Origin of the sequence: Micromonospora sp. GCM10011542, assembly GCF_042650685.1 — a bacterium.
Lineage (GTDB): Bacteria > Actinomycetota > Actinomycetes > Mycobacteriales > Micromonosporaceae > Micromonospora.
The window spans coordinates 42024-62483 of record NZ_JBHSBO010000067.1 but is presented as its reverse complement, the minus strand read 5'-3'; the positions used below and the strand labels follow the sequence as shown (position 1 = coordinate 62483).

Below are 20460 nucleotides of genomic sequence, written 5' to 3'. Positions count from 1 at the left end.
CCTACAGCCGGCGGGGGCCGGTGTCCGGGCGGGCCGCGGCACCGCCGACGCGGACCTGGGCGTGCAGCACCGAGATGCCGTCCGGGCGGGCCAGCACCGGGTTCAACGTCAGCGAGCGGACCCGGGGCTGCTCGTCGGCGAGCCGGCCGACCCGCAGCAGCAGGTCGGCCAGGGCAGCCCGGTCGACCGGGGCGGCGCCACGGTGCCCGCGCAGCAGCGGCGCCGCCCGCGGCTCGTCGACCAGCTCGGCGGCGTCGGTGTCGGTCAGCGGCACCGCCCGCCAGGCCCGGTCCCCGAGCAGCTCGGTGGCCACGCCGCCGAGACCGAAGCCGACCACCGGGCCGAACGCCGGATCCTCCACCAGCTCCACCACGCAGGCCACGCCGGGCGCGACCATCGGCTGGACCAGCACGTCCGCGCCGAAGACCGGGGTCATCTCGGCGTACGCGCGGCGTACCGCCGGTTCGTCGGGCAGGTCGAGGCGGACCGCGCCCAGGTCGAGGCGGTGTCGCAGCCCCGGGGCGGCTGCCTTGAGCGCCACCGGGAAGCCGAGCAGCGCCGCCGCCTCGGCCGCCCCGTCCGCCGAGTCGACGGGCACCGACGCGACCAGATCGATGCCGTACGCGGCCAGCAGCGCGCCCGCGTCGGCCCCGTCACCGCGCAGCGCGGCCTGACCGGCGGCCCGGTCGACGCCGGGCAGCTCGGGCGGCACGCCGGGCGGGCGGCGCAGCCACTCGGCGTACCGGTGCACCCGGGCCAGGGCGCGCACCGCCTCCTCCACGCCGCCGTACGCGGGCACCCCGGCGGGCGGCCGGCCGACCAGGAACGTCGCCACGGTCGGCTTGCCCAGCGCGAGCGCGGCGGGCAGCGCCGCCGTGACGTCGGCGTCGACGTCGGTGAGCTGGCCGGGCAGCGGCGGGGCGAAGACCACCACCAGCGCGTCCACCCGGTCGTCGCCGGCCGTGTCGGCCAGCGCGGCGGCGAACTCGGCCGCCCCGGCGCGCGGCCCGACGTCGCGGGGGTGACCGTCGACCACGGTCAGCCCCTGCGCGGTGCAGGCGGTCGCGGCCAGGCCGGTGAGCGCCGGCGAGTTGCCGACCACGCCGACCCGGCCGCCGGCGGGCAGCGGCTGGTTGGCCAGCAGCACCCCGACGTCGAGCAACTCCGGAACCGTGTCCACCCGGATCACACCGGACTGGGCGAACAGCGCGGCCACCGCCACCTCGTCCGGCCCGGCCGAGTCACCCACCCCCGCCGGGCGGGCCGGCGAGGCCAGCGCGACGACCGGCTTCGCCCGCCCGATCCGCCGGGCCAGCCGGGCGAACTTGCGCGGATTGCCGAAGGTCTCCAGGTACAGCATGATCACGTCGGTGCCGGGGTCGTCCTGCCAGTACTGGAGCAGGTCGTTGCCGGAGACGTCGGCCCGGTTGCCGGCGGAGACGAAGCTGGACAGCCCGAGGCCCCGCCGGTCCGCCTCGGCCAGCAGCGCCACCCCGAACGCGCCGGACTGGCTGAAGATGCCCACCCGGCCCGCCGGCGGCAGCGCCGGGGCGAGGGTGGCGTTGAGGCGTACCGCGGGGTCGGTGTTGGCCACGCCGAGACAGTTGGGGCCGACCACCCGCATCCCGGCGGCGTGTGCCGCGCGCACCAGCGAGCGCTGCGCCGCCGCACCCTCGGCGCCGGCCTCGGCGAAGCCGGCCGAGATGACCACCAGGCCGTGCACCCCGGCGTCCGCCGCGTCCGCCACGACCGCGGTCGCCGCCTCCGGCGGCACCGCCACCAGCGCCAGGTCGACCGGCACGCCGGCGTCGACCGCCGACGGGTACGCGGGCAGCCCCGCGACCGTCGCCGCGCTGGGATGCACCGGCACGACCGCGCCGGTGAAGCCGCCGTCGCGCAGGTGCCCCAGCACCGCCGCACCGACGCCCTGGCCGGTGGCGCTGGCGCCGTACACGGCGATGCCGCGCGGCGCGAGCAGCCGGGCGATCGAGCGGGCCTCGGTACGGTGCTCCCGGCCGCGCTGCACCTCCAGCGTCGCTTCCGTGGGCGCGATCGGGAAGCTCAGGTGCACCACGCCGTCGGCGTACTGGCGCTGCACCTGGTAGCCGAAGTCGGCGAAGACCCGCAGCATCGCTCCGTTGGCCGGCAACACCTCGGCGGCGAAGCTCATGATGCCGTTGCGCCGGGCCGCGTCGGCCAGATGCTCCAGCAGCACCGAACCGATGCCCCGGCCCTGGTAGGAGTCCTCCACCACGAAGGCCACCTCGGCGTCGGGCGCCTGCGGGCCGAGCCGCTCGTACCGGCCGACGGCGACGATCCGGTCGCCGGCCAGCACCACGAACGCCTCCCGGTCACGGTGGTCCACCGTGACGAAACGGATTAGATCCCGCTCCGGGATCCGGGGGTACGGCGAGAAGTAGCGCAGGTAGCGGGTGCGCTCGGAAAAGCGGGCGTGCATCGCCACGATGGCCGAAGCGTCGTCCGGCCGGATCGGTCGCAACTGGACGGTGCTGCCGTCGCTGAGCAGCACGTCCAGCGGTTGGCCAACGGTGGTCACCGCCGGCCCTAGTCGCGCGGATCGTGCGGGTCGAGCCCGATCAGCGGGAACACCGCCCTGCGGGTGGCCAGGATCGCCCGGTCCACCGCGTTCGGCTCGCCGCTCGGCTGCCACGGCTGGAACGTCGGGTCCACGTCGTCGGTCATCCGCAGCGGGATGTCCTGGCCCGGCCGCCGGGCGGCGGCGAGCTCGCGCCAGGCCGGCGGAGTCAGGGTGGCGGGGTCGACCGGGTCGCCGGTGGCCACGGCCAGCAGGTGGCTCCACGCCCGGGGCACCACCTCGACCAGCGCGTACCCGCCGCCGCCGGTGGCCACCCAGCGCCCGTCGCACAGCTCGTCGGCGAGCGCCCGCAGCGCCCGGTAGGTGGCCCGCTGACCGTCCACGGACAGGTGCAGGTCGGCCAGCGGGTCCAGTCGGTGCCCATCGGCGCCGCACTGGGTGACCAGCAGCTGCGGCCGGAACGCGCGCAGCACCGAGGGCACGACGGCGTGGAAGGCGCGCTGCCAGCCGGGGTCGTCGATGCCCGGCGGCAGCGGCAGGTTGACCGCGCTGCCCTCGGCGTCCAGACCGCCGGTCTCGTCGGGGAACCCGGTGCCCGGGAACAGGGCCAGCGGGGTCTCGTGCAGGCTGACCGTGAGCACCCGCGGGTCGTTCCAGAAGATCTGCTGCACGCCGTCGCCGTGGTGCACGTCCACGTCCACGTACGCGATCCGTTCGGCGCCCAGGTCGAGCAGGCGGGCGATGGCCACCGCCGGGTCGTTGTAGACGCAGAAGCCGGAGGCCCGCGACGGCATCGCGTGGTGCAGGCCACCGGCCACGTTCACCGCACGCCGGGCGTCGCCGCGCCAGACCGCCTCGGCGGCGGCCACACTGGCGCCGGCGATCAACGCGCTGGACTCGTGTATCCCGTCGAAGACCGGGTTGTCGGAGGTGCCCAACCCGTACCCGGCGAAGAGCGGGTCACGCGGCGCGGCCCGTACCGCGTCCAGGTAGGACTGGTCGTGCACCCGGGCCAGCAGGGCGTCGTCGGCGGGCTCCGGCTTGACCAGGCGTACCCCCGGACGGTTGAGGATGCCCAGCTCACGGGCGAGCGCGAAGGTCAACTCCACCCGGACCGGGTCGAGCGGATGGTCACCCATGTCGTAGGCGAGCAGCGACTCGTCCCACACCACCACCGTGTCGTCGGACATGGGCCCATCGTCGCACGAGGACCGACGACGGCCCACCGCACGCGCTGGTCAGCGGCCAGGTGTCGGCCCGGTGGCGACCGGCCGGGAGGGGTCGGCCACCCAGTTGCTCCACGACCCGACGTAGAGCGCGGCGTCCGGTCGCCCGGCCAGGTGCAGCGCGAGCACCGCCTGCGCGGCGGTCACCCCGGAGCCGCAGTACGCCGCGACGGCCCGACTGTCGGTGACCCCGGCGGCGGCGAACCGCTCGCGCAGCACGTCGGCGGCCGGGAAGCGCCCGTCCGGGCCGACGTACTCCCCGGCGGGCAGGTTCGCCGCACCCGGCACGTGCCCGGCGACCGGGTCGATCGGCTCGACCTCGCCCCGGTAGCGGGGAGCGGCCCGCACGTCGAGCAGCACGGCGTCGTCCGCTGCGGCGAGCGCGGCGGCCCGGGCCGCGTCGAGCACCGGCAGCTCACCGGGACGCACCTCGACGTCGCCCGAGGTCGGGGCCGGCACCTCGGTGCTGACCGGCCGGCCGGCGGCCACCCAGGCGGCGAAGCCGCCCTGCAGCAGGCGGACCGGGCGGTGGCCGGCCCAGCGCAGGGTCCACCAGGCGCGGGCGGCGGCCAGGCCGTCACCGCCGTCGTACACCACCACTGGGTGACCGGCCCGGACGCCGGCGGCCCGCAGCGTGGCCTGCAACGCGGCCGGGTCGGGCAACGGGTGCCGGCCGGCGGCACCCGGTGGTCCGCAGAGGGCGGTGTCCAGGTCCACGAAGACGGCGCCGGGCAGGTGGCCGAGCGCGTAGTCGTCGCGGCCGGGCGGGCCGGTGAGCCGCCACCGGACGTCGAGCAGGGTGGGTGGGTCGACGCGGTCGAGCTCGGCAGTGAGCTGGTCCACCTCGACCAGCGGCTCCTCGGTACCGGACATGGCGTCCATCCAACACCATCCGGGTAGCCACCTCCCGGTTCGGCGGCGGTCGTTCGAACCTTTGTCGGGGTAGCATCGACGGCCGGAGGGCCGCTGACGTCATGAAGTCTCACGACCTGGTCGACACGACCGAAATGTACCTGCGCACCATCCTCGAGTTGGAGGAGGAGGGTGTGCCGCCGCTGCGTGCCCGGATCGCCGAGCGACTGCGGCAGAGCGGCCCCACGGTGAGCCAGACCGTCGCCCGGATGGAACGCGACGGCCTGCTGACCGTCGAGGGCGACCGGCACCTGACGCTCACCGCGCAGGGCCGCGGCACCGCCGTGGCGGTGATGCGCAAGCACCGCCTCGCCGAGTTGCTGCTGGTCAACGTCATCGGGATGCCCTACGAGGAGGCCCACGAGGAGGCCTGCCGCTGGGAGCACGTGATGAGCGACGCGGTGGAGAAGCGGGTGTACGACCTGCTCAACCGGCCCACCCGCTCCCCGTACGGCAACCCGATCCCCGGGCTGGAGCAGCTCGGCTCGGCCGAGCCGGAGGCCACCGAGGCGGTCGAGGGCGAGCGCAACCTGGCCTTCCCCGGGCTGTCCGGCCCGGTGGTGGTACGCCGGATCTGCGAGAGCGTGCAGACCGATTCCGACGTGCTGCGGCAGCTGCACGCCGCCGGCGTCGACCCGGGCGCCACGGTGACCGTGGCGCAGGAGCGCGACGGCGTGTCGATCGACCGCTCCGGCGACCGGGTCCGGCTGCCCCGCGAGGTCGCCTCCCGGGTCTTCGTCGCCGCCAACTGACGTCGGCCGCGCGGCCGCCCGCTCGCGGGCGGCGTCACAGCGCCCGGGTGTCCACCTTCCTGGCCAGTCCCACCAGATCGTTGGTCAGCTTGTCGACCGCCGCCCGCTGGGTGCCGCGGGCGCTGGTCCAGCTCAGCGTGGCCAGCCGCCCCTCGGTGGCCAGCCAGCCCACCTCGACCACCGGGCCGTGCCCGCCGGTCGCCGCGACGGTCCGCCGGTACGCCTGCTGGCCGAGGCCGGTCACCTTGCCGGCCTTGTCCGGCACCAGGTCGGCGTCGAAGGTCGCCTTGTCGATCGTGGTCTCGGTCACGCTCAGTGTCAGCTCCGGCAGCGTCGCCCGCTCGGTCCGCACCACGCAGGTGTGCGTGTCGCCCTGTTCGCTGGCCGCCGCCACGTCGAAGCGCACCTTGACCAACTGCTCGATCAGCGCGAAGTCCAGCAGTCGGCAGGCGCCGCCCGAGGAGGCCGCGGCCACCTCGACCGCGATCGGCGCCGGCGGCGGCACGGCGACCGGCTCAGCCTGCGCGGCGCAGCCGCTGACCAGCACTCCGGTCAACCCAGTGACGACCATCCGCCCGCGCACGTCCCACCCTCCCGCCGACCGACGGCGGGAGGCGCCCGCCGGATGTCCGTCGGACACCGTACGGGGTGTCCGGGTCGGGCGGAAGCCCTCGTTCGGCGCATCCGCCGCCACCCGGCCGGCGTCAATCAGAGGGCGGGTCGTCCACGTACGGGCAGTGCCGGCAGCCGCGCCCGCAGCAGGTTCCCCGCCGCGCCAGGAAGCCGGCGCTGAGCACGAAGAGCCCGGTCGCCGGGTCCGGGTAGCCCGCCTCACCGGCGGCCAGCGCGGCGGCGTGCGCGGCGAGGATCCGGGCCCGGTCGGGATGCTCCGGCGGCAAGCGGGACGGGTGCGGTTCGGTGAGCGGCCGATCCGCCAGGGGTCGTCGCTCTCCGCTCACTCCCAGCAGTCTAGGGACGACCTCCGGGTGCCCCGCGCTCAGCCGTGCCGGGCCAGGGCGGCGGTCAGCTCGGTGGAGTCCGCGCCGCCGGCCAGCAGCAGCCGCAGCAGCACCCGCGCCTTGTACGGATCGAGCAGGCCACCGTTGAGCAGTCCGCGCCGTTGCAGGTCGGTCTCCGACCCCACCGCCCCGTACGTGTTCCGCAGCACCGAGCCGGCGCCGGAGCGGGAGGTGAGCACCACCGGGATCCGTCCCGCCAGCTCGCCGAGCACCGGGGCCAGCGCGGAGGGCACGTGCCCGACCCCGAACCCGGCCACCACCAGACCCTGGTGCGTGTCGGCCAGGCCGCCCAGGAGCAGGCCGTCGTCGTCCAGGGTGACCACGTACAGGGCCACTCGGGCGGCGTCCAGCCGGTCCGCGTCCACCGGCGGCAGGGGCGCGTGGCGTGACGGCCGGGTCAGCACCCGTACCTCCCCCTCGATGACCTGGCCGAGCGGGCCGGCGTTCGGCGAGGCGAAGGTGGCCGTGCTGGTGCTGTGCGTCTTGCGCAGCCAGCGGGCGGCGTGCACCTCGTCGTTGACGGCGACCAGCACCCCCAGGTCGCGGGCATCCGGGGCCGCCGCCACCCGAAGGGCCGCGAGCAGGTTCGCCGGACCGTCCGGGCCGGCCAGGGTGGGGTTGCGCATCGCGCCGGTGAAGACCAGCGGGGCGGCGTGCGGCCAGACCAGGTCGGCCAGGAACGCCGACTCCTCCAGCGTGTCGGTGCCCTGGGTGACCACCACGCCGTTCGCCCCCTCGGCCACCGCCCGGGACGCCTCGTCGACCACGTCGAGCATCTGGCGGCCGGTGAGGTTGGCGCTGGGCACCGCCTGGACGTCCCGGACGTCCACGGGTACGCCCAGCTCGGCCAGGCCGGGCACGGCCGCGGTGAGGTCCACGCCGGTCAGCCGGGTGACAACTCCGGTGCGGCCACGATCGACGCCGCCCATCGCGATGGTGCCGCCGAGGGTGATGAGGGCGATGGACACGGATCGGGCCTCCGTTCCGCCGCCGCGAGCCGGTCGGCCGGACGACCGTACCCATGCCGGTTCCGGGTCCCGACGACGGTCCGACGTCCGCCTGCCCCACCGGCGGTTCGCGGTCCGACCCGGCCGCACGGGAGCCGGCGGAAATGCGGTGCCGGGCCGGGCGGCACCTCGGTAGAGTCCGCGCGCCGCCGGCCGGTGGCGTGTACCCGAACAGACAGGCAGCGAGCGTGACGCAGCAGACGGCGGAGTCTCCGGCGAAAGAGGCGGGGAGAACACCGTCGCTCTGGCGCAGCCGGAACTTCCTGCTGCTCTGGGGCGGTCAGACGGTCGCCGAGCTGGGTACCCGGATCGCCAACGTGGCCGTGCCGCTGCTCGCCGCCGACGTCCTCGACGCCACCGTCTTCCAGATCTCGCTGCTGACGTTCCTGACCTGGCTGCCGTACCTGCTCTTCTCGCTGCCGGCGGGCATCGTCGCCGACCGGGTCGACCAGCGCCGGCTGATGATCGCCTGCGACCTCGGTCGGGCCGCGCTGATGCTGTCGCTGCCGGTGGCCGCCCTGGTCGGGCAGCTCACCCTCGCCTTCCTGTACGCGGTGGTCGGGCTCGCCGGTGTGCTCACCGTGCTGTTCACCGTGGCCTACAAGAGCCTGCTGCCGCGGCTGGTCCCAGCCGCACACCTCATGGACGGCAACGCCAAGCTGGGCATCAGTCAGGACGCCGCCGAACTGGTCGGCCCGACGATCGGCGGCGTGCTGACCGGGCTGGTCGGCGCGGCCCGGGTGTTCCTCGGCAACGGGTTCGCCTTCCTGGTCAGCGCGCTGACCCTGGTGCTGATCAGACAGCCGCCGGACGACACGCCACAGCCGCCCCGGGTGCCGCTGCGGGTCGAGATGACCGACGGGCTCGGCTTCATCCGGCGGCAACCGATCCTGGTCAACATCCTGGCCTGCACCACCTGGTCGAACTTCTTCGTGATGGCGTCGGGCTCGATCGAGGTGACCTTCATGGTCCGCGAGCTGCACGCCTCGCCGGTGCAGGTCGGGTTGGTCTTCTCGGTCAGCGCCGTCGGCGGTCTGGTGGTGGGCGTGCTCGCCGCCCGGCTCTCGGCCTGGATCGGCTCGGCCAGGGTGATCTGGGTGGCGATGGCCGCACCAGGGCCGTTCTACCTGCTCATGCCACTGGCGCAGCCCGGCTGGGGAGTGCTGCTCTACGGCGTCGGGCTGGCCGCGTTCTCCGCCAACGCGGTGCTGTTCAACGTGGCGGCGATGTCGTACCGGCAGCGGATCACCCCGCCGGCGATCCTGGGGCGGGTCAACGCGGCGTTCCTCTGGATCTGCTTCGGGGTGATCCCGCTCGGTGCGCTGACCGGGGGCACGCTCGGCACCACGCTGGGCCTGCGCGGGGCGCTGTGGGTGTGCGTACTGGGCACCTGGGCCGCGTGCCTGTTCGTGGTCTGCTCCCCGCTGCGCCGGATGCGGGACCTGCCGGCGGTTTCGTCGTAGGGTCCCCGCGCCCACCGCCCTGCGGCTGGTGGAGAGCCGCGTTGCCCGGTGGCGAGAACATCGCGTTCACGTTCGGCAACGGCATGGTCCTGCTCCGCCACGAACGGGCCCGGTGATCCGCGCGACGGGTGGCGTTGGACGGCCGCGTGCTGGCAGGGTGCGGTGATGCCGACCTTCGCCGCGCCCGACGGGACCACGCTCGCCTACCGGACGCTCGGCGACGGCACTCCCCTGGTCTGCCTGCCGGGCGGCCCGATGCGCGACTCGGCGTACCTCGATGAGCTGGGCGGCCTGGCCGCGCACCGGACGCTCGTCCTCCCGGACCTGCGGGGCACCGGCCGGTCGGGGGTCCCGGCGGACGTCTCCTCGTACCGCTGCGACCGGCTGGTCGGCGACGTCGAGGCGCTGCGCCAGCACCTCGGGCTGGAGCAGGTGGACATGCTCGGGCACTCGGCCGGCGCCAATCTCGCGGTCCTGCACGCGACCCGGCACCCCGAGCGGGTCGGCCGGCTCGCGCTGATCACGCCGAGCACCCGGGCGGTCGGGCTGGAGGCGACCGCCGCACTGCGCCGGGAGGTCACCCGGGTCCGCGTCGCTGAGCCCTGGTACCCAGCGGCTGCCGCGGCGCTTGACTCCCTGCTGACCGGTCAGGCCACCGACGACAACTGGCAGGCCATCGCTCCGTTCTTCTATGGCCGCTGGGATGCGACGGCCCGCGCGCACCAGGCGGTCGAGTCCGCCCAGCGCAACCAGGAGGCCGCTCGGATGTTCGGCGCCGACGGCGCTTTCGATGCGCCGGCCGCCCGCGCCGCACTCGCCGTACACCCGGGCCTGGTGCTGCTGCTCGCCGGCGAACTCGACCTCGGTGCCCCGCCGGGCCTGGTCGCCCAGCTCGCGGAGCTCGCACCCCGCGCCGAACTGGTCGTGCAGCCGGGCGCGGGACACTACCCGTGGCTGGACGACGCCGAGCGGTTCACCGCCATCCTCTCGGCGTTCCTGCACTGATCCCCGAGCTCGACGATCCCCGCCACCCCAGGCTCGTGCGTGCGCGCGGGAACGATCGGCGGGTGCACGGGGTCCGCGCCTTTGCTCTGCTTCAACGGACGCAACCCCTGGGCCTGGTAAATGTTGCGTGGAGTGAAGCAGAGCAAAGCGTGCGGCAGGCACAGCCCGGCGGTCGGTGGGCACCGCCGGTGACGGCTTGAGTCTCCAGCGGGGGGAGACACCAGGGTGGAGGCATGAACGGCGAGAGGCGTTACACGATCGGCGAGCTGGCCCGGCGTACCGGCCTGAGCGTCAAGACCATCCGGTACTACGCCGACCGGGGGATCGTCCCGCCGACCGACCGGAGCCCGGCCGGCTACCGCCGCTACGGGCCGGACGCCGTCGCCCGGCTGGAGCTGGTCCGCACCCTGCGCGACCTCGGCGTGGACCTCGCCGCCATCCGCCGGGTGGTGGACCGCGAGGTCGCACTGCACGAGGTGACCGCGGCGCACGCCGAGGCGCTGGCCGTGCAGATCCGGGTGCTGCGGCTGCGGCAGGCGGTGCTCAGCGCGGCAGCCAGACGCGACGCGGGGCCGGAAGAGGTGGAGCTGCTGCACCGGCTGGCCCGGCTCTCCGGGCAGGAACGGGACCGCCTGGTCGCCGACTTCCTCGACGCGGTCTTCGACGGCGTGGCCACCGGGCCGGCGTACCCGGGGATCATGCGGTCGCTGACGCCGGAGCTGCCCGACGAGCCCAGCGCAGCGCAGGTGCAGGCGTGGGTGGAGCTGGCCGAGCTGGCCCAGGACCCCGACTTCCGCGCCGGCATGCGGCGACTGGTGCGGCAGTACGCCGCCGACCACGACGTCCCGGGGCCGCCCCGCCCCGACGGCGTCGCGGTGGTCCGGGACGCCGTGGCGCCCGCTCTGGCGGCCGGCGTCGACCCGACCTCGCCGGCCGCCGATGCCGTCGTGGTGACCGCCATGGGCCGGTACGCGCAGCTCACCGGCCAGGCCGACGGCACCGACCTGCGACGCCGGCTGCTGGCCCGGCTGGAGACGGCGAACGATCCCCGCCGGGACCGGTACCTCGACCTGCTCTCGGTGGTCAACGGCTGGCCGGCGGGCGGGCAGACAACGCCGGCGCTGGACTGGTTCATCCGGGCCCTGGGCACCCGGACGCCCGAGCCGGCCCAGTGACGACGGCTGGCTGAGCCGGCTGGGGCGGGCCGAGCCGGCTGGCGCGTCGAGCCGGCAGGCGCAGGGCGTCAGGCGAACCAGGTGAGGGCCTGGCCGTGCCCCCGGGTCCAGGCCAGCGGTGTGCCGTCCAGAGCGAGGACGTTGTGCCGCGCCTCGTCCGGCGGTTCGGGCAGCCCCGCGCAGGGCAGCACGTCCGGGGCCTCGTTGGCGATCCAGTGACCGGGCAGCTTGCGTACCACCTCGGTGAACGCCGCCCGGCGCGGCGCCGGCACCTGGTAGAGCACGGAGGTGTGGAAGACCACCAGGGTCGCGGCGGCCGGCGCCCGCGCCGCCAGGGCCGGCAGGTCGTCCACCAGGTCGCCGCGGACCAGCAGCGGCGGATCGGCCGCGGCCACGGCCGCCGCGGCCGACAGCCGGGCCCGCCGGTGCGCGTGCTCCGGCCAGATCAGGGCGTCCAACCAGGACACGTCGTCGGGATTGGTGACGTCGAGCGGGTTCAGGTCCAAGCCGGCCCGCCACACCACCTTGGGTACGCGATCCGGCGGCCTCAGCCCGGTGGCCGCGCACTCGATGACCGGCGTACCCGAGCCGAGGCGGTGCTCGCCGTAGCGGTAGGCGTACCGGTCCGGGTAGAGGCAGAGCCCGGCGGACGCGCCGACCTCCAGCAGGGCGAGGGGCTGCGGCAGCGCGGCGAGCACCGGCAGCAGCACGGCGCAGCGCCCGGCCTCGTTGGTCTGGGTGGCCCGGGCGCGCGCCTGCGCCTCGATGGCGGGCCAGTGCGCCACCGTGTAGTCATGGAACGCGGCCGGGTCGTCGACCGGGCCGCCGAGCCAGCGGACGACCCCGAAGAGCAGGTTGGGCTGCCGCTTGCCCGGCGGGAGCGTGCCGAGCAGTGCCAACAGTTCGTCGTCGTGGGCGACGGCGAGCGACAGGCGCTCGTACGCGGCCGACACGCCGCGCGCCTCCCGGGTGGCGAAGTCCAGGTAACTCTCGGCGATCGTCATGGCCCGATGGTGGCAGCTCCCGCCGCACCGTGACCGCAGCGGCGGTACAGCGCCCAGATGCTGCAGGCCCGTCCGCTGCCCGGACACGCGAAAGGGGAGCCCGACCGTGGTCCGACTCCCCTTTCCGGTCGTACGTCAGCTGCAGCCGCTGGTGGAGCCGCAGCCCTCGCAGACGTAGCAGCTACCGGCCGGGCGCATCTTCGTACCGCAGGTGAAGCAGAGCGGTGCGTCGGCGGCCTTGCCGATGACGGCCTCCAGCAGTTCGGTGCTGGAACCCACCGACGGCGCCGGCTTGGCGGCGGCGACCTCGGCCATCTCCTGAGCCGGCTGGGCCACGGCCTCCGGCTTGGCGGCCGGAGCCTCGACCGGAGCCGACGACGCCATCGCGGTGAGGTCCGCACCGGTCACGGCGGCGCTCTCCGCCTCGGCCTCGGCCCGCAGCTGGGCGGCCCGCTCGCTGGCGGTGAAGATGCCCAGCTCGGCGCGACGCTCGTAGGGCAGGAAGTCCAGTGCCAGGCGACGGAAGATGTAATCCATCACCGAGGCGGCCATCCGCACGTCCGGGTCGTCGGTCATGCCGGCCGGCTCGAAGCGCATGTTGGTGAACTTGCTGACGAACGTCTCCAGCGGCACCCCGTACTGCAGGCCGATGGAGATGGCCACCGAGAAGGCGTCCATCACGCCGGCCAGGGTGGAGCCCTGCTTGGACATCTTGAGGAAGACCTCGCCGAGGCCGTCGTCCGGGTAGGACGACGCGGTGAGGTAGCCCTCGGCGCCGCCGACGGAGAAGGAGACCGTCTCCGACGGGCGCTTCTTCGGCAGGCGCTTGCGGACCGGCCGGTACTCGATGACCTTCTCCACCGCGGCCGGGGCGGTCTCGACGGCGGCCGGCTCGGTGGCCTTGTTGGACTTGGCCACCGACAGCGGCTGGCCGACCTTGCAGTTGTCCCGGTAGATCGCCAGCGCCTTGAGGCCGAGCTTCCAGCCCTCGAAGTAGATCTTCTCGACGTCCTCGACGGTGGCCGCCTCCGGCATGTTGACCGTCTTGGAGATCGCGCCGGAGACGAACGGCTGGATGGCCGCCATCATCCGGACGTGACCCATCGGGGCGATGGTCCGCTCGCCCATGGCGCAGTCGAAGACCGGGTAGTGCTCCGGCTTGAGCCCGGGGGCGTCCACCACGTGGCCGTGGTCGGCGATGTGCTCGATGATCGCCTCGACCTGCTCCTCGGGGTAGCCGAGGCTGCGCAGGGCGCGCGGGACGGTCTGGTTGACGATCTGCATCGAGCCGCCGCCGACCAGCTTCTTGAACTTGACCAGCGCCAGGTCCGGCTCGACGCCGGTCGTGTCGCAGTCCATCATGAAGCCGATGGTGCCGGTCGGGGCGAGGACGCTGGCCTGCGAGTTGCGCCAGCCGAACTTGTCACCGATCTTGTTGCCCTGGGTCCACTGCTTGGTCGCCTCACGGACGATCGCGGTGGCCACCGGGGTGGTGGGCTTGATCTCGTCGTTGGCGGCGGCGTGCTTGCGCATGACCCGCTTGTGCGGCTCGGCGTTGCGGGCGTAGCCGTCGTACGGGCCGACGACACCGGCCAGCTCGGCGGAGCGGCGGTACGCGGTGCCGGTCATCAGCGAGGTGATCGCCGCGGCGACCGAGCGGCCCTGCTCCGAGTCGTACGGCAGGCCGGAGGCCATCAGCAGGGCGCCGAGGTTGGCGTAGCCGATGCCCAGCTGCCGGTAGGCGCGGGAGGTCTCCCCGATCTTCTCGGTCGGGAAGTCGGCGAAGCAGATCGAGATGTCCATCGCGGTGATGACCAGCTCGACGGACTTGACGAACTTCTCCACCTCGAAGCCGCCGTCGGCCTTGAGGAACTTCATCAGGTTCAGCGAGGCCAGGTTGCACGAGGAGTTGTCCAGGTGCAGGTACTCCGAGCACGGGTTCGACGCGGTGATCCGCCCGGTCTCCGGGCAGGTGTGCCAGTCGTTGATGGTGTCGTCGTACTGCAGGCCGGGGTCGGCGCACTCCCAGGCGGCCTGGGAGATGGCGCGGAACAGCTTCTTGGCGTCGACGGTCTCGATGGTCGCCCCGTCGAGCCGGCCGCGCAGGTCGAAGCCGCCGCCGTTCTCCACCGCCGTCATGAACTCGTCGGAGACCCGGACCGAGTTGTTGGCGTTCTGGTACTGCACGCTGACGATGTCGGCGCCGCCCAGGTCCATGTCGAACCCGGCGTCGCGCAGAGCGCGGATCTTGTCCTCCTCGCGCGCCTTGGTGACCACGAACTCCTGGATGTCCGGGTGGTCCACGTCGAGGATGACCATCTTCGCCGCGCGCCGGGTGGCGCCGCCGGACTTGATGGTGCCGGCGGAGGCGTCCGCGCCGCGCATGAAGCTGACCGGGCCGGAGGCGTTGCCACCGGAGGAGAGCAGCTCGCGGGAGGAGCGGATCCGGGAGAGGTTGACGCCGGAGCCGGAGCCGCCCTTGAAGATCAGCCCCTCCTCCTTGTACCAGTCCAGGATGGAGTCCATCGAGTCGTCGACGGCCAGGATGAAGCACGCGCTGACCTGCTGCGGCGACGGCGTTCCGACGTTGAACCAGACCGGGGAGTTGAAGCTGAACACCTGGTTCAGCAGCATCCAGGTCAACTCGTGGGCGAAGACTTCGGCGTCGGCCGGGGAGGCGAAGTAGCCGTACTCCTCACCCGCGGTGCGGTAGGTGGTGACCACCCGGTCGATCAGCTGCTTGAGCGACCACTCCCGCTCCGGGGTGCCCACGGCGCCCCGGAAGTACTTCGTGGTGACGATGTTGGCCGCGTTGACGGACCAGGACTCGGGGAACTCCACCCCGCGCTGCTCGAAGTTGATCGAGCCGTCCCGCCAGTTCGTCATCACGACGTCGCGCCGCTCCCAGGCGACCTCGTCGTAGGGGTGCACCCCCTGGGTCGTCCAGACCCGCTCGATCTTCAGACCCGCACCGGCCTTGCTCCGTGACCTGCTTGTCGTCACACCATCCCCCGACATCTCATCCGCCCCCTCGTCCGCGCGGCCACCCGCCGCGCGTCGACCTGTCTCAAAACCGGCAAAACTCAACTGGTACGGCCGGCGGTCTCCGCCGCCCCGGCCTCCGCCACGCCCTCCCGGGCGCGGGCGGCGGCCCGCAACGTCTCGATCTCCCGCTCGAAGTCGGCGAGCGAGTCGAAGGACCGGTAGACGCTGGCGAACCGCAGGTACGCCACCTCGTCCAGGTCCCGCAGGGGGCCCAGGATCGCCAGGCCCACCTCGTGGCTGGGAAGCTCGGCGGCCCCCTTGGCCCGGACCGTCTCCTCGACCTTCTGCGCGAGCAGCGCGATCGAGTCCTCGTCGACCGGCCGGCCCTGGCACGCCTTGCGCACCCCGCCGATGATCTTCGTGCGGCTGAACGGCTCGGTCACCCCGCTGCGCTTGACCACCGCGAGCACCGCCTCCTCGACGGTGGTGAACCGCTTGCCACACTCCGGGCAGGATCGCCGCCGTCGGATGAGCTGGCCGTCGTCGGCCTCCCGCGAGTCGACCACCCGGGAGTCGGCGTGCCGGCAGTACGGACACCGCATCGCCATACCTCCTTGATCAACTCAACGGCCGCACCGGGCACCCCCGGGCACGACGGAACACGCCGGCGCCATCTTCCGATGACCGCCGCCGTGGGTCGACGATACGGGAGTGCGGTCGGTAGTCGGACCCAACCTGTAGGCGACTTACGCCCGTGTCACTACTACATCTAGGGGTCGACCGTATGTCTCCGGCGGAGCCGGGTCAAGTTGAATGGCGTGTCCGGCGCGTCACGGATCATTCGCCCGACCGGACCACCCGCACCGCCGGAAGACCCAACGCGGAGACGCCACCCGGAGTCGCCGGCCGACAGGCCGGAGTCGACCGGAAAACGGCCGAGGATCGAACACCAGTGCTATCCGACGTACCATTTATCAGAACATCCGTACGAGCGGAGTGGTTTTTCACCCCGACACGCCGGTGATAGGTCGTACAGATGTTTGAAAATGACCGATCTCACCTATACGGTCAGGAACAACCGGCGCGGTGGATCTCCACGGCACCGGTGCCGCAGCACCCTCAGCAGAGTGGTGGCACCACCGCACGCACCACGAGCCGACGAGGCACCCAGCGCCGACCAGGGAGGACGGACGTGACCGAGGACCGGGCCAGCCGGCCGAAGAGCCCGCAACAGATCTCCGAGGCGGGCCCTCCGGCCACCCGACGCCGGGGCGCCGCGCGCAACCGGGCGGGCCAGCCCGCCGTGCGCCCGGTCACTCCGGTGGTCAGCACCTTCCCCGACCCCGCGACGGTCGACCTGACCGCCCGCCAGCGCCGGATCCTGGAGTTCATCCGCACCTGGGTGGAACGGCACGGCTACCCGCCGAGCGTCCGGGAGATCGGCGAGGCGGTCGGCCTAGTGTCGCCGTCCAGCGTCGCCTACCAGCTCAAGGAGCTGGAGAAGAAGGGTTTCCTGCGCCGCGACCCCAACCGGCCGCGCGCCGTGGACGTCCGCGCTCCCAGCGACACCATCGACGACGAGCTGACCCGCTCGCAGCGCCCCACCCCGGCGTACGTGCCGATGCTCGGCCGGATCGCCGCCGGTGGGCCCATCCTCGCCGAGCAGGCCGTGGAGGACATCTTCCCGCTCCCCCGCGAGCTGGTGGGTGAGGGCGAGGTCTTCATGCTCCAGGTCAAGGGTGACTCGATGCTCGACGCGGCGATTTGCGACGGCGACTGGGTGGTGGTCCGGCAGCAGCCGACCGCCGACTCGGGCGAGATCGTGGCCGCCATGCTCGACGGCGAGGCGACCGTCAAGACCTACCGGCGGCGTGACGGGCACGTCTGGCTGATGCCGCAGAACCCGGCCTTCGACCCGATCCCCGGCGACGACGCCACCATCATGGGTCGGGTCGTGGCGGTGCTGCGCCGCATCTGACCCGGTCCGCGGGTGAGTGCCCTCGGGCGCTCACCCGCACACTGCCGGCCACGAGGCCCGCCTGATGGCGGCCCATCGGCGTGTCGGTGCCGAAGCGTCAGTAGCGGTCGCCCTGCGGGCCGCGTACGCCCCCGGGCCCGTACGGGTCGACCGGCCCGTCGTCACGCCGACGGCCGGGCCGCTGAGCCCGGTAGTCGGGCTCGGGCCCGCCACGCCGGGGCGGCTCCACCCGACCGGCGCCGGGCTGGCCCCCGCCGTACACCCCACCACCGGGTCGGCCCCCATTGGCCGGAGGACGGCCACTGCCACCACCCGCCGGTCGGCCACCTCCGCCACCCACCGGTCGGCCACCGCCACCCGCCGGGGGACGTCCGCCGCCGTAGACACTGCCGCCAGCCCCGCCGGCACCGCCCGCCCCGGGCCGGTCGCCGCCGTCGCCCGCGGGGCGAGCCCCGCCGTACACCCCGCCGCCCGCCGGGGCGGGACCACCACGGCCACCGCTGCCGCCGTACACCCCGGTGCCGACACCGCCGTAGACCGCACCGCCCGCCGGCGCACCGCCGTAGACCCCGCTGCCCGGGCGCTCGCCGGCCGGAGGGAAGCGGTCGGCGGCAGGGCCGCCACGCCGATCCACCGGCTCGTCCGGGCCCGGACCGTCGGCGGCGGGTGGCTTGCGGCGGGCCCGCAGGATGCCGGCGACGCCGATGCCGACCAGCAGCAGGCCGATCGCGCCGACCGCGCCGATCAGGTAGGTGATGTCGTCGAGGGAGAGCCCGTCGAACCAGGACTGCGAGGCCGCCGGCTTCGCGGCGCCCTCGTCGGGTACCGGCGCCGCTCCGGAGGTGGACGGGGTGTAGCTGAGGATGTCGACCGGATCGTCCGAGGTCTCCTCGCGGACCTCCGAGACCGTGACGAAGGACCTGCCGTCCGGGGTGTAGCTGATCGCCTCGCCGAACGGGTCGGCGAGCGGCGTCACCCGGGGCTTGCCGGTGGTGAGCGCGCCGACGATGTCGCCGCCGGTCACGTCGAACTCGAAGGCGTCGGCGTAGGTGCGGACCACCACCCGGGAGCCGTCCGGGGACCGTGCCGCACCGGTGATCGAAACCCGGCCGAACGTGGCGAGCGGGTTCTCGGTCTGCGTCTTGGGCAGGGCGATCTCGCCGACCTTGCTCATCGGCACCGCCTCGGGGTCGCCGCTCTTCTTCAGCGCTCTCGTCGGCGTGTAGATCTCGGCCTTGCCGCTGGTCACCTTGGTGATGATCAGCGGCTTGCCGTCGTCGCCGATGAGCAGCGCCTCCGCGTCGTGCGGCTTGCCCTCGGGGTAGGAGAGGCGGTGCAGCACCGGCTGCTTGGTGCCGCCGACCGGCAACTCCCAGACCGCCACGTTCTTGCGGCGTTCCTTCGCGGTGACGTTGTCACCGGTGTCGGCGACCCACAGCGTCTTGCCGTCCTTGGAGAGCGCGAGGTCCTCGGTGTCGAACGGACCCTGCCCGGAGTACTGCAGAGGCGTCTTGGCGATCTTGCATTTGGCGTCCAGGAAGAAGATCCGCTTGCGCGCCTCGATCTGGGTGCCGTCGTTGATCACGACGAAGCCGGTCTTGGTCGCCACCAGGCCGGAAAGCTCGCGCAGCCGCTCATCGGCGGCCGTGCACACCTTCTTACCGGGCTTGGCGGCGGGCGGCTCGGACGATGCTGGTGCAGGAGCCGCCACAGCAACTCCGGCGAGCGCCACGGTTGCCCCGAACAGGCCGAGGGCAACCGTGACCGAGGAAACAACGCGGCGCATTCGGCCAGTGTCGCATGCCGCGCGTTTCCGATGGATGACGCCGTGACCGCTCAGGGTCGGCTGACGGCCGCCTGCTCCTGCGCGAAGGGCTCCAGCTCGGCGGCGAGCGCCTCGCTCACCCGCACGTGCAGCAGGGTGCCCTCCGCCAGGTGCGAGGTGCTCAGCACCTCACCGCCGCGGTGCACCCGGGCCACCAGGTCACCCCGGTCGTACGGCAGCACGGCCCGGACCTCCAGCGCGGGACGCGGCAGCCGCTCCTCGATCGCCTGGCGCAGCCCGTCGACACCCCGCCCGGTGTACGCCGAGACGAAGATCGCCTCCGGCCAGAGCCGCTTGAGCCGCAGCAGCGTCTCCTCGTCGGCGGCGTCGGCCTTGTTGACCACCAGCAGCTCGGGGAGCCGGTCGGCGCCCACCTCGCTGAGCACCTCCCGCACCGCGCGGACCTGCTCCTCCGGATCCGGGTGGGCGCCGTCGACGACGTGCACCACCAGATCCGCCTCGGCGACCTCCTCGAGCGTCGAGCGGAACGCCTCGACGATCTGGTGCGGCAGGTGCCGGACGAAGCCGACCGTGTCGGAGAGGGTGTAGAGCCGCCCGTCGGACGTGGTGGCCTTACGGGTGGTCGGGTCGAGCGTCGCGAAGAGCGCGTTCTCCACCAGCACACCCGCGCCGGTCAGCCGGTTGAGCAGGCTGGACTTGCCGGCGTTGGTGTAGCCGGCGATGGCCACCGCGGGGACGGCGTTGCGGGAGCGCCGGGCGCGCTTGGTCTGCCGTACCGTCTTCATGCCCTTGATCTCGCGGCGCAGCCGGGAGATGCGGGTGCGGATACGGCGCCGGTCGGTCTCCAGCTTGGTCTCACCGGGACCGCGCAGGCCCACGCCGCCGCCCGCGCCGCCACCGCGACCGGAACCACCGGTCTGCCGGGACAGCGTCTCGCCCCAACCGCGCAGGCGCGGCAGCAGGTATTCGAGCTGGGCCAGCTCGACCTGCGCCTTACCTTCCTTGCTCTTGGCGTGCTGGGCGAAGATGTCGAGGATCAGCGCCGTCCGGTCGACCACCTTGACCTTGGTGCGCTGCTCCAGGTTGCGCAGCTGGGACGGGGACAGCTCCCCGTCGCAGATGACCGTGTCGGCGCCACTGGACAGGACCATCGAGCCCAGGTCGTCGACCTTGCCGCGGCCGATGTAGGTGGCCGGGTCGGGTCGGGTACGGCGCTGAATCAGCCCCTCGAGCACCTGCGAGCCGGCGGTCTCCGCGAGCGCGGCCAGCTCGGCCAGTGAATTCTCGGCGTCGGTCACCGAACCCTCGGTCCAGACGCCCACCAGGACGACCCGCTCCAGCCGCAGCTGGCGGTACTCCACCTCGGTGATGTCGGTGAGCTCGGTGGAGAGGCCCGGTACGCGTCGAAGCGACTGCCGCTCCGACAGCTCCATCTCGCCGGTGGTGACGTCGCCGAGCTCATCGTCCTCGAAGGGGACGAAGCTCTCCTGGTCTAGCAAGCGGTTCTCCTGTCCGTTTTATCGGGTAGAACGCAATCCTGACATGTGACAACGCCGGACGCACCCGCTATATGCCCGTGCCGAGGGTCGCC

The 20460-nt window shown here is 73.4% G+C and carries 16 protein-coding genes; 5 read left to right on the top strand and 11 right to left on the bottom strand.

Features of this window, described 5'->3' with window-relative positions; all coding sequences use genetic code 11:
* Nucleotide 1: 1 nt before the first annotated feature.
* The 3 genes from ACFOW4_RS28280 to ACFOW4_RS28270 are packed head-to-tail and all read right to left on the bottom strand — an operon-like array spanning nucleotide 2 to nucleotide 4656.
* Complete coding sequence (locus ACFOW4_RS28280; protein ID WP_377533339.1) at nucleotides 2-2557, bottom strand: GNAT family N-acetyltransferase; 2556 nt, start codon at nucleotides 2555-2557, stop codon at nucleotides 2-4.
* An 8-nt stretch (nucleotides 2558-2565) separates the two neighbouring features.
* On the bottom strand, nucleotides 2566-3747 hold the full coding sequence (locus tag ACFOW4_RS28275) for an acetoin utilization protein AcuC (RefSeq protein ID WP_377533337.1): 1182 nt from the start codon (nucleotides 3745-3747) through the stop codon (nucleotides 2566-2568).
* A 48-nt stretch (nucleotides 3748-3795) separates the two neighbouring features.
* On the bottom strand, nucleotides 3796-4656 hold the full coding sequence (locus ACFOW4_RS28270) for a sulfurtransferase (RefSeq protein WP_377533335.1): 861 nt from the start codon (nucleotides 4654-4656) through the stop codon (nucleotides 3796-3798).
* A gap of 101 nt (nucleotides 4657-4757) precedes the next feature.
* Here ACFOW4_RS28270 and ACFOW4_RS28265 point away from each other — a divergent pair, with 101 nt between their 5' ends.
* A complete protein-coding gene (locus ACFOW4_RS28265; RefSeq protein ID WP_377533333.1) occupies nucleotides 4758-5447 on the top strand; it encodes a metal-dependent transcriptional regulator in 690 nt (229 codons plus the stop codon).
* 34 nt (nucleotides 5448-5481) lie between these two features.
* Here ACFOW4_RS28265 and ACFOW4_RS28260 read toward each other — a convergent pair whose 3' ends face one another.
* The 3 genes from ACFOW4_RS28260 to ACFOW4_RS28250 all read right to left on the bottom strand — a co-directional run bounded on the left by ACFOW4_RS28260 (nucleotide 5482) and on the right by ACFOW4_RS28250 (nucleotide 7434).
* The gene (locus ACFOW4_RS28260) at nucleotides 5482-6030 is read right to left on the bottom strand and encodes a hypothetical protein (RefSeq protein WP_377533331.1); all 549 of its coding nucleotides are present in this window, start codon (nucleotides 6028-6030) and stop codon (nucleotides 5482-5484) included.
* A gap of 121 nt (nucleotides 6031-6151) precedes the next feature.
* The gene (locus ACFOW4_RS28255; protein WP_377533330.1) at nucleotides 6152-6406 is read right to left on the bottom strand and encodes a DUF5522 domain-containing protein; all 255 of its coding nucleotides are present in this window, start codon (nucleotides 6404-6406) and stop codon (nucleotides 6152-6154) included.
* A 38-nt stretch (nucleotides 6407-6444) separates the two neighbouring features.
* Complete coding sequence (locus tag ACFOW4_RS28250; protein ID WP_377533328.1) at nucleotides 6445-7434, bottom strand: asparaginase; 990 nt, start codon at nucleotides 7432-7434, stop codon at nucleotides 6445-6447.
* A 227-nt stretch (nucleotides 7435-7661) separates the two neighbouring features.
* Between ACFOW4_RS28250 and ACFOW4_RS28245 the strand changes: the two genes are divergently transcribed.
* From ACFOW4_RS28245 to ACFOW4_RS28235, 3 genes are all read left to right on the top strand, one after another.
* Nucleotides 7662-8936, top strand: coding sequence for an MFS transporter (locus ACFOW4_RS28245; protein ID WP_377533326.1), 1275 nt, complete (start codon nucleotides 7662-7664; stop codon nucleotides 8934-8936).
* Between the two features lie 165 nt (nucleotides 8937-9101).
* On the top strand, nucleotides 9102-9941 hold the full coding sequence (locus tag ACFOW4_RS28240; protein WP_377533324.1) for an alpha/beta fold hydrolase: 840 nt from the start codon (nucleotides 9102-9104) through the stop codon (nucleotides 9939-9941).
* Between the two features lie 233 nt (nucleotides 9942-10174).
* Entirely contained in the window at nucleotides 10175-11116 is a 942-nt protein-coding gene (locus ACFOW4_RS28235; protein WP_377533322.1) for a MerR family transcriptional regulator, read from the top strand.
* Between the two features lie 68 nt (nucleotides 11117-11184).
* On the opposite strand, the gene ACFOW4_RS28230 is transcribed toward ACFOW4_RS28235, so the two are convergent.
* The 3 genes from ACFOW4_RS28230 to nrdR all read right to left on the bottom strand — a co-directional run bounded on the left by ACFOW4_RS28230 (nucleotide 11185) and on the right by nrdR (nucleotide 15707).
* Complete coding sequence (locus ACFOW4_RS28230; protein WP_377533320.1) at nucleotides 11185-12120, bottom strand: DUF2332 domain-containing protein; 936 nt, start codon at nucleotides 12118-12120, stop codon at nucleotides 11185-11187.
* 135 nt (nucleotides 12121-12255) lie between these two features.
* On the bottom strand, nucleotides 12256-15138 hold the full coding sequence (locus ACFOW4_RS28225; protein WP_377533318.1) for a vitamin B12-dependent ribonucleotide reductase: 2883 nt from the start codon (nucleotides 15136-15138) through the stop codon (nucleotides 12256-12258).
* A 65-nt stretch (nucleotides 15139-15203) separates the two neighbouring features.
* Entirely contained in the window at nucleotides 15204-15707 is a 504-nt protein-coding gene (gene nrdR, locus ACFOW4_RS28220) for a transcriptional regulator NrdR (RefSeq protein ID WP_377533316.1), read from the bottom strand.
* Between the two features lie 590 nt (nucleotides 15708-16297).
* On the opposite strand from nrdR, the gene lexA reads away from it, so the two are divergent.
* A complete protein-coding gene (lexA, locus tag ACFOW4_RS28215) occupies nucleotides 16298-17083 on the top strand; it encodes a transcriptional repressor LexA (protein ID WP_377533314.1) in 786 nt (261 codons plus the stop codon).
* A 97-nt stretch (nucleotides 17084-17180) separates the two neighbouring features.
* Here lexA and ACFOW4_RS28210 read toward each other — a convergent pair whose 3' ends face one another.
* Together ACFOW4_RS28210 and hflX are read right to left on the bottom strand one after the other, a co-directional pair.
* Nucleotides 17181-18869: a hypothetical protein gene (locus tag ACFOW4_RS28210; protein ID WP_377533312.1), complete on the bottom strand. Its 1689-nt coding sequence runs from the start codon at nucleotides 18867-18869 to the stop codon at nucleotides 17181-17183.
* A gap of 50 nt (nucleotides 18870-18919) precedes the next feature.
* Nucleotides 18920-20368 (bottom strand): GTPase HflX, encoded by a 1449-nt coding sequence (hflX, locus tag ACFOW4_RS28205; protein WP_377533310.1) that lies wholly within the window; start codon nucleotides 20366-20368, stop codon nucleotides 18920-18922.
* Nucleotides 20369-20460: the final 92 nt, after the last annotated feature.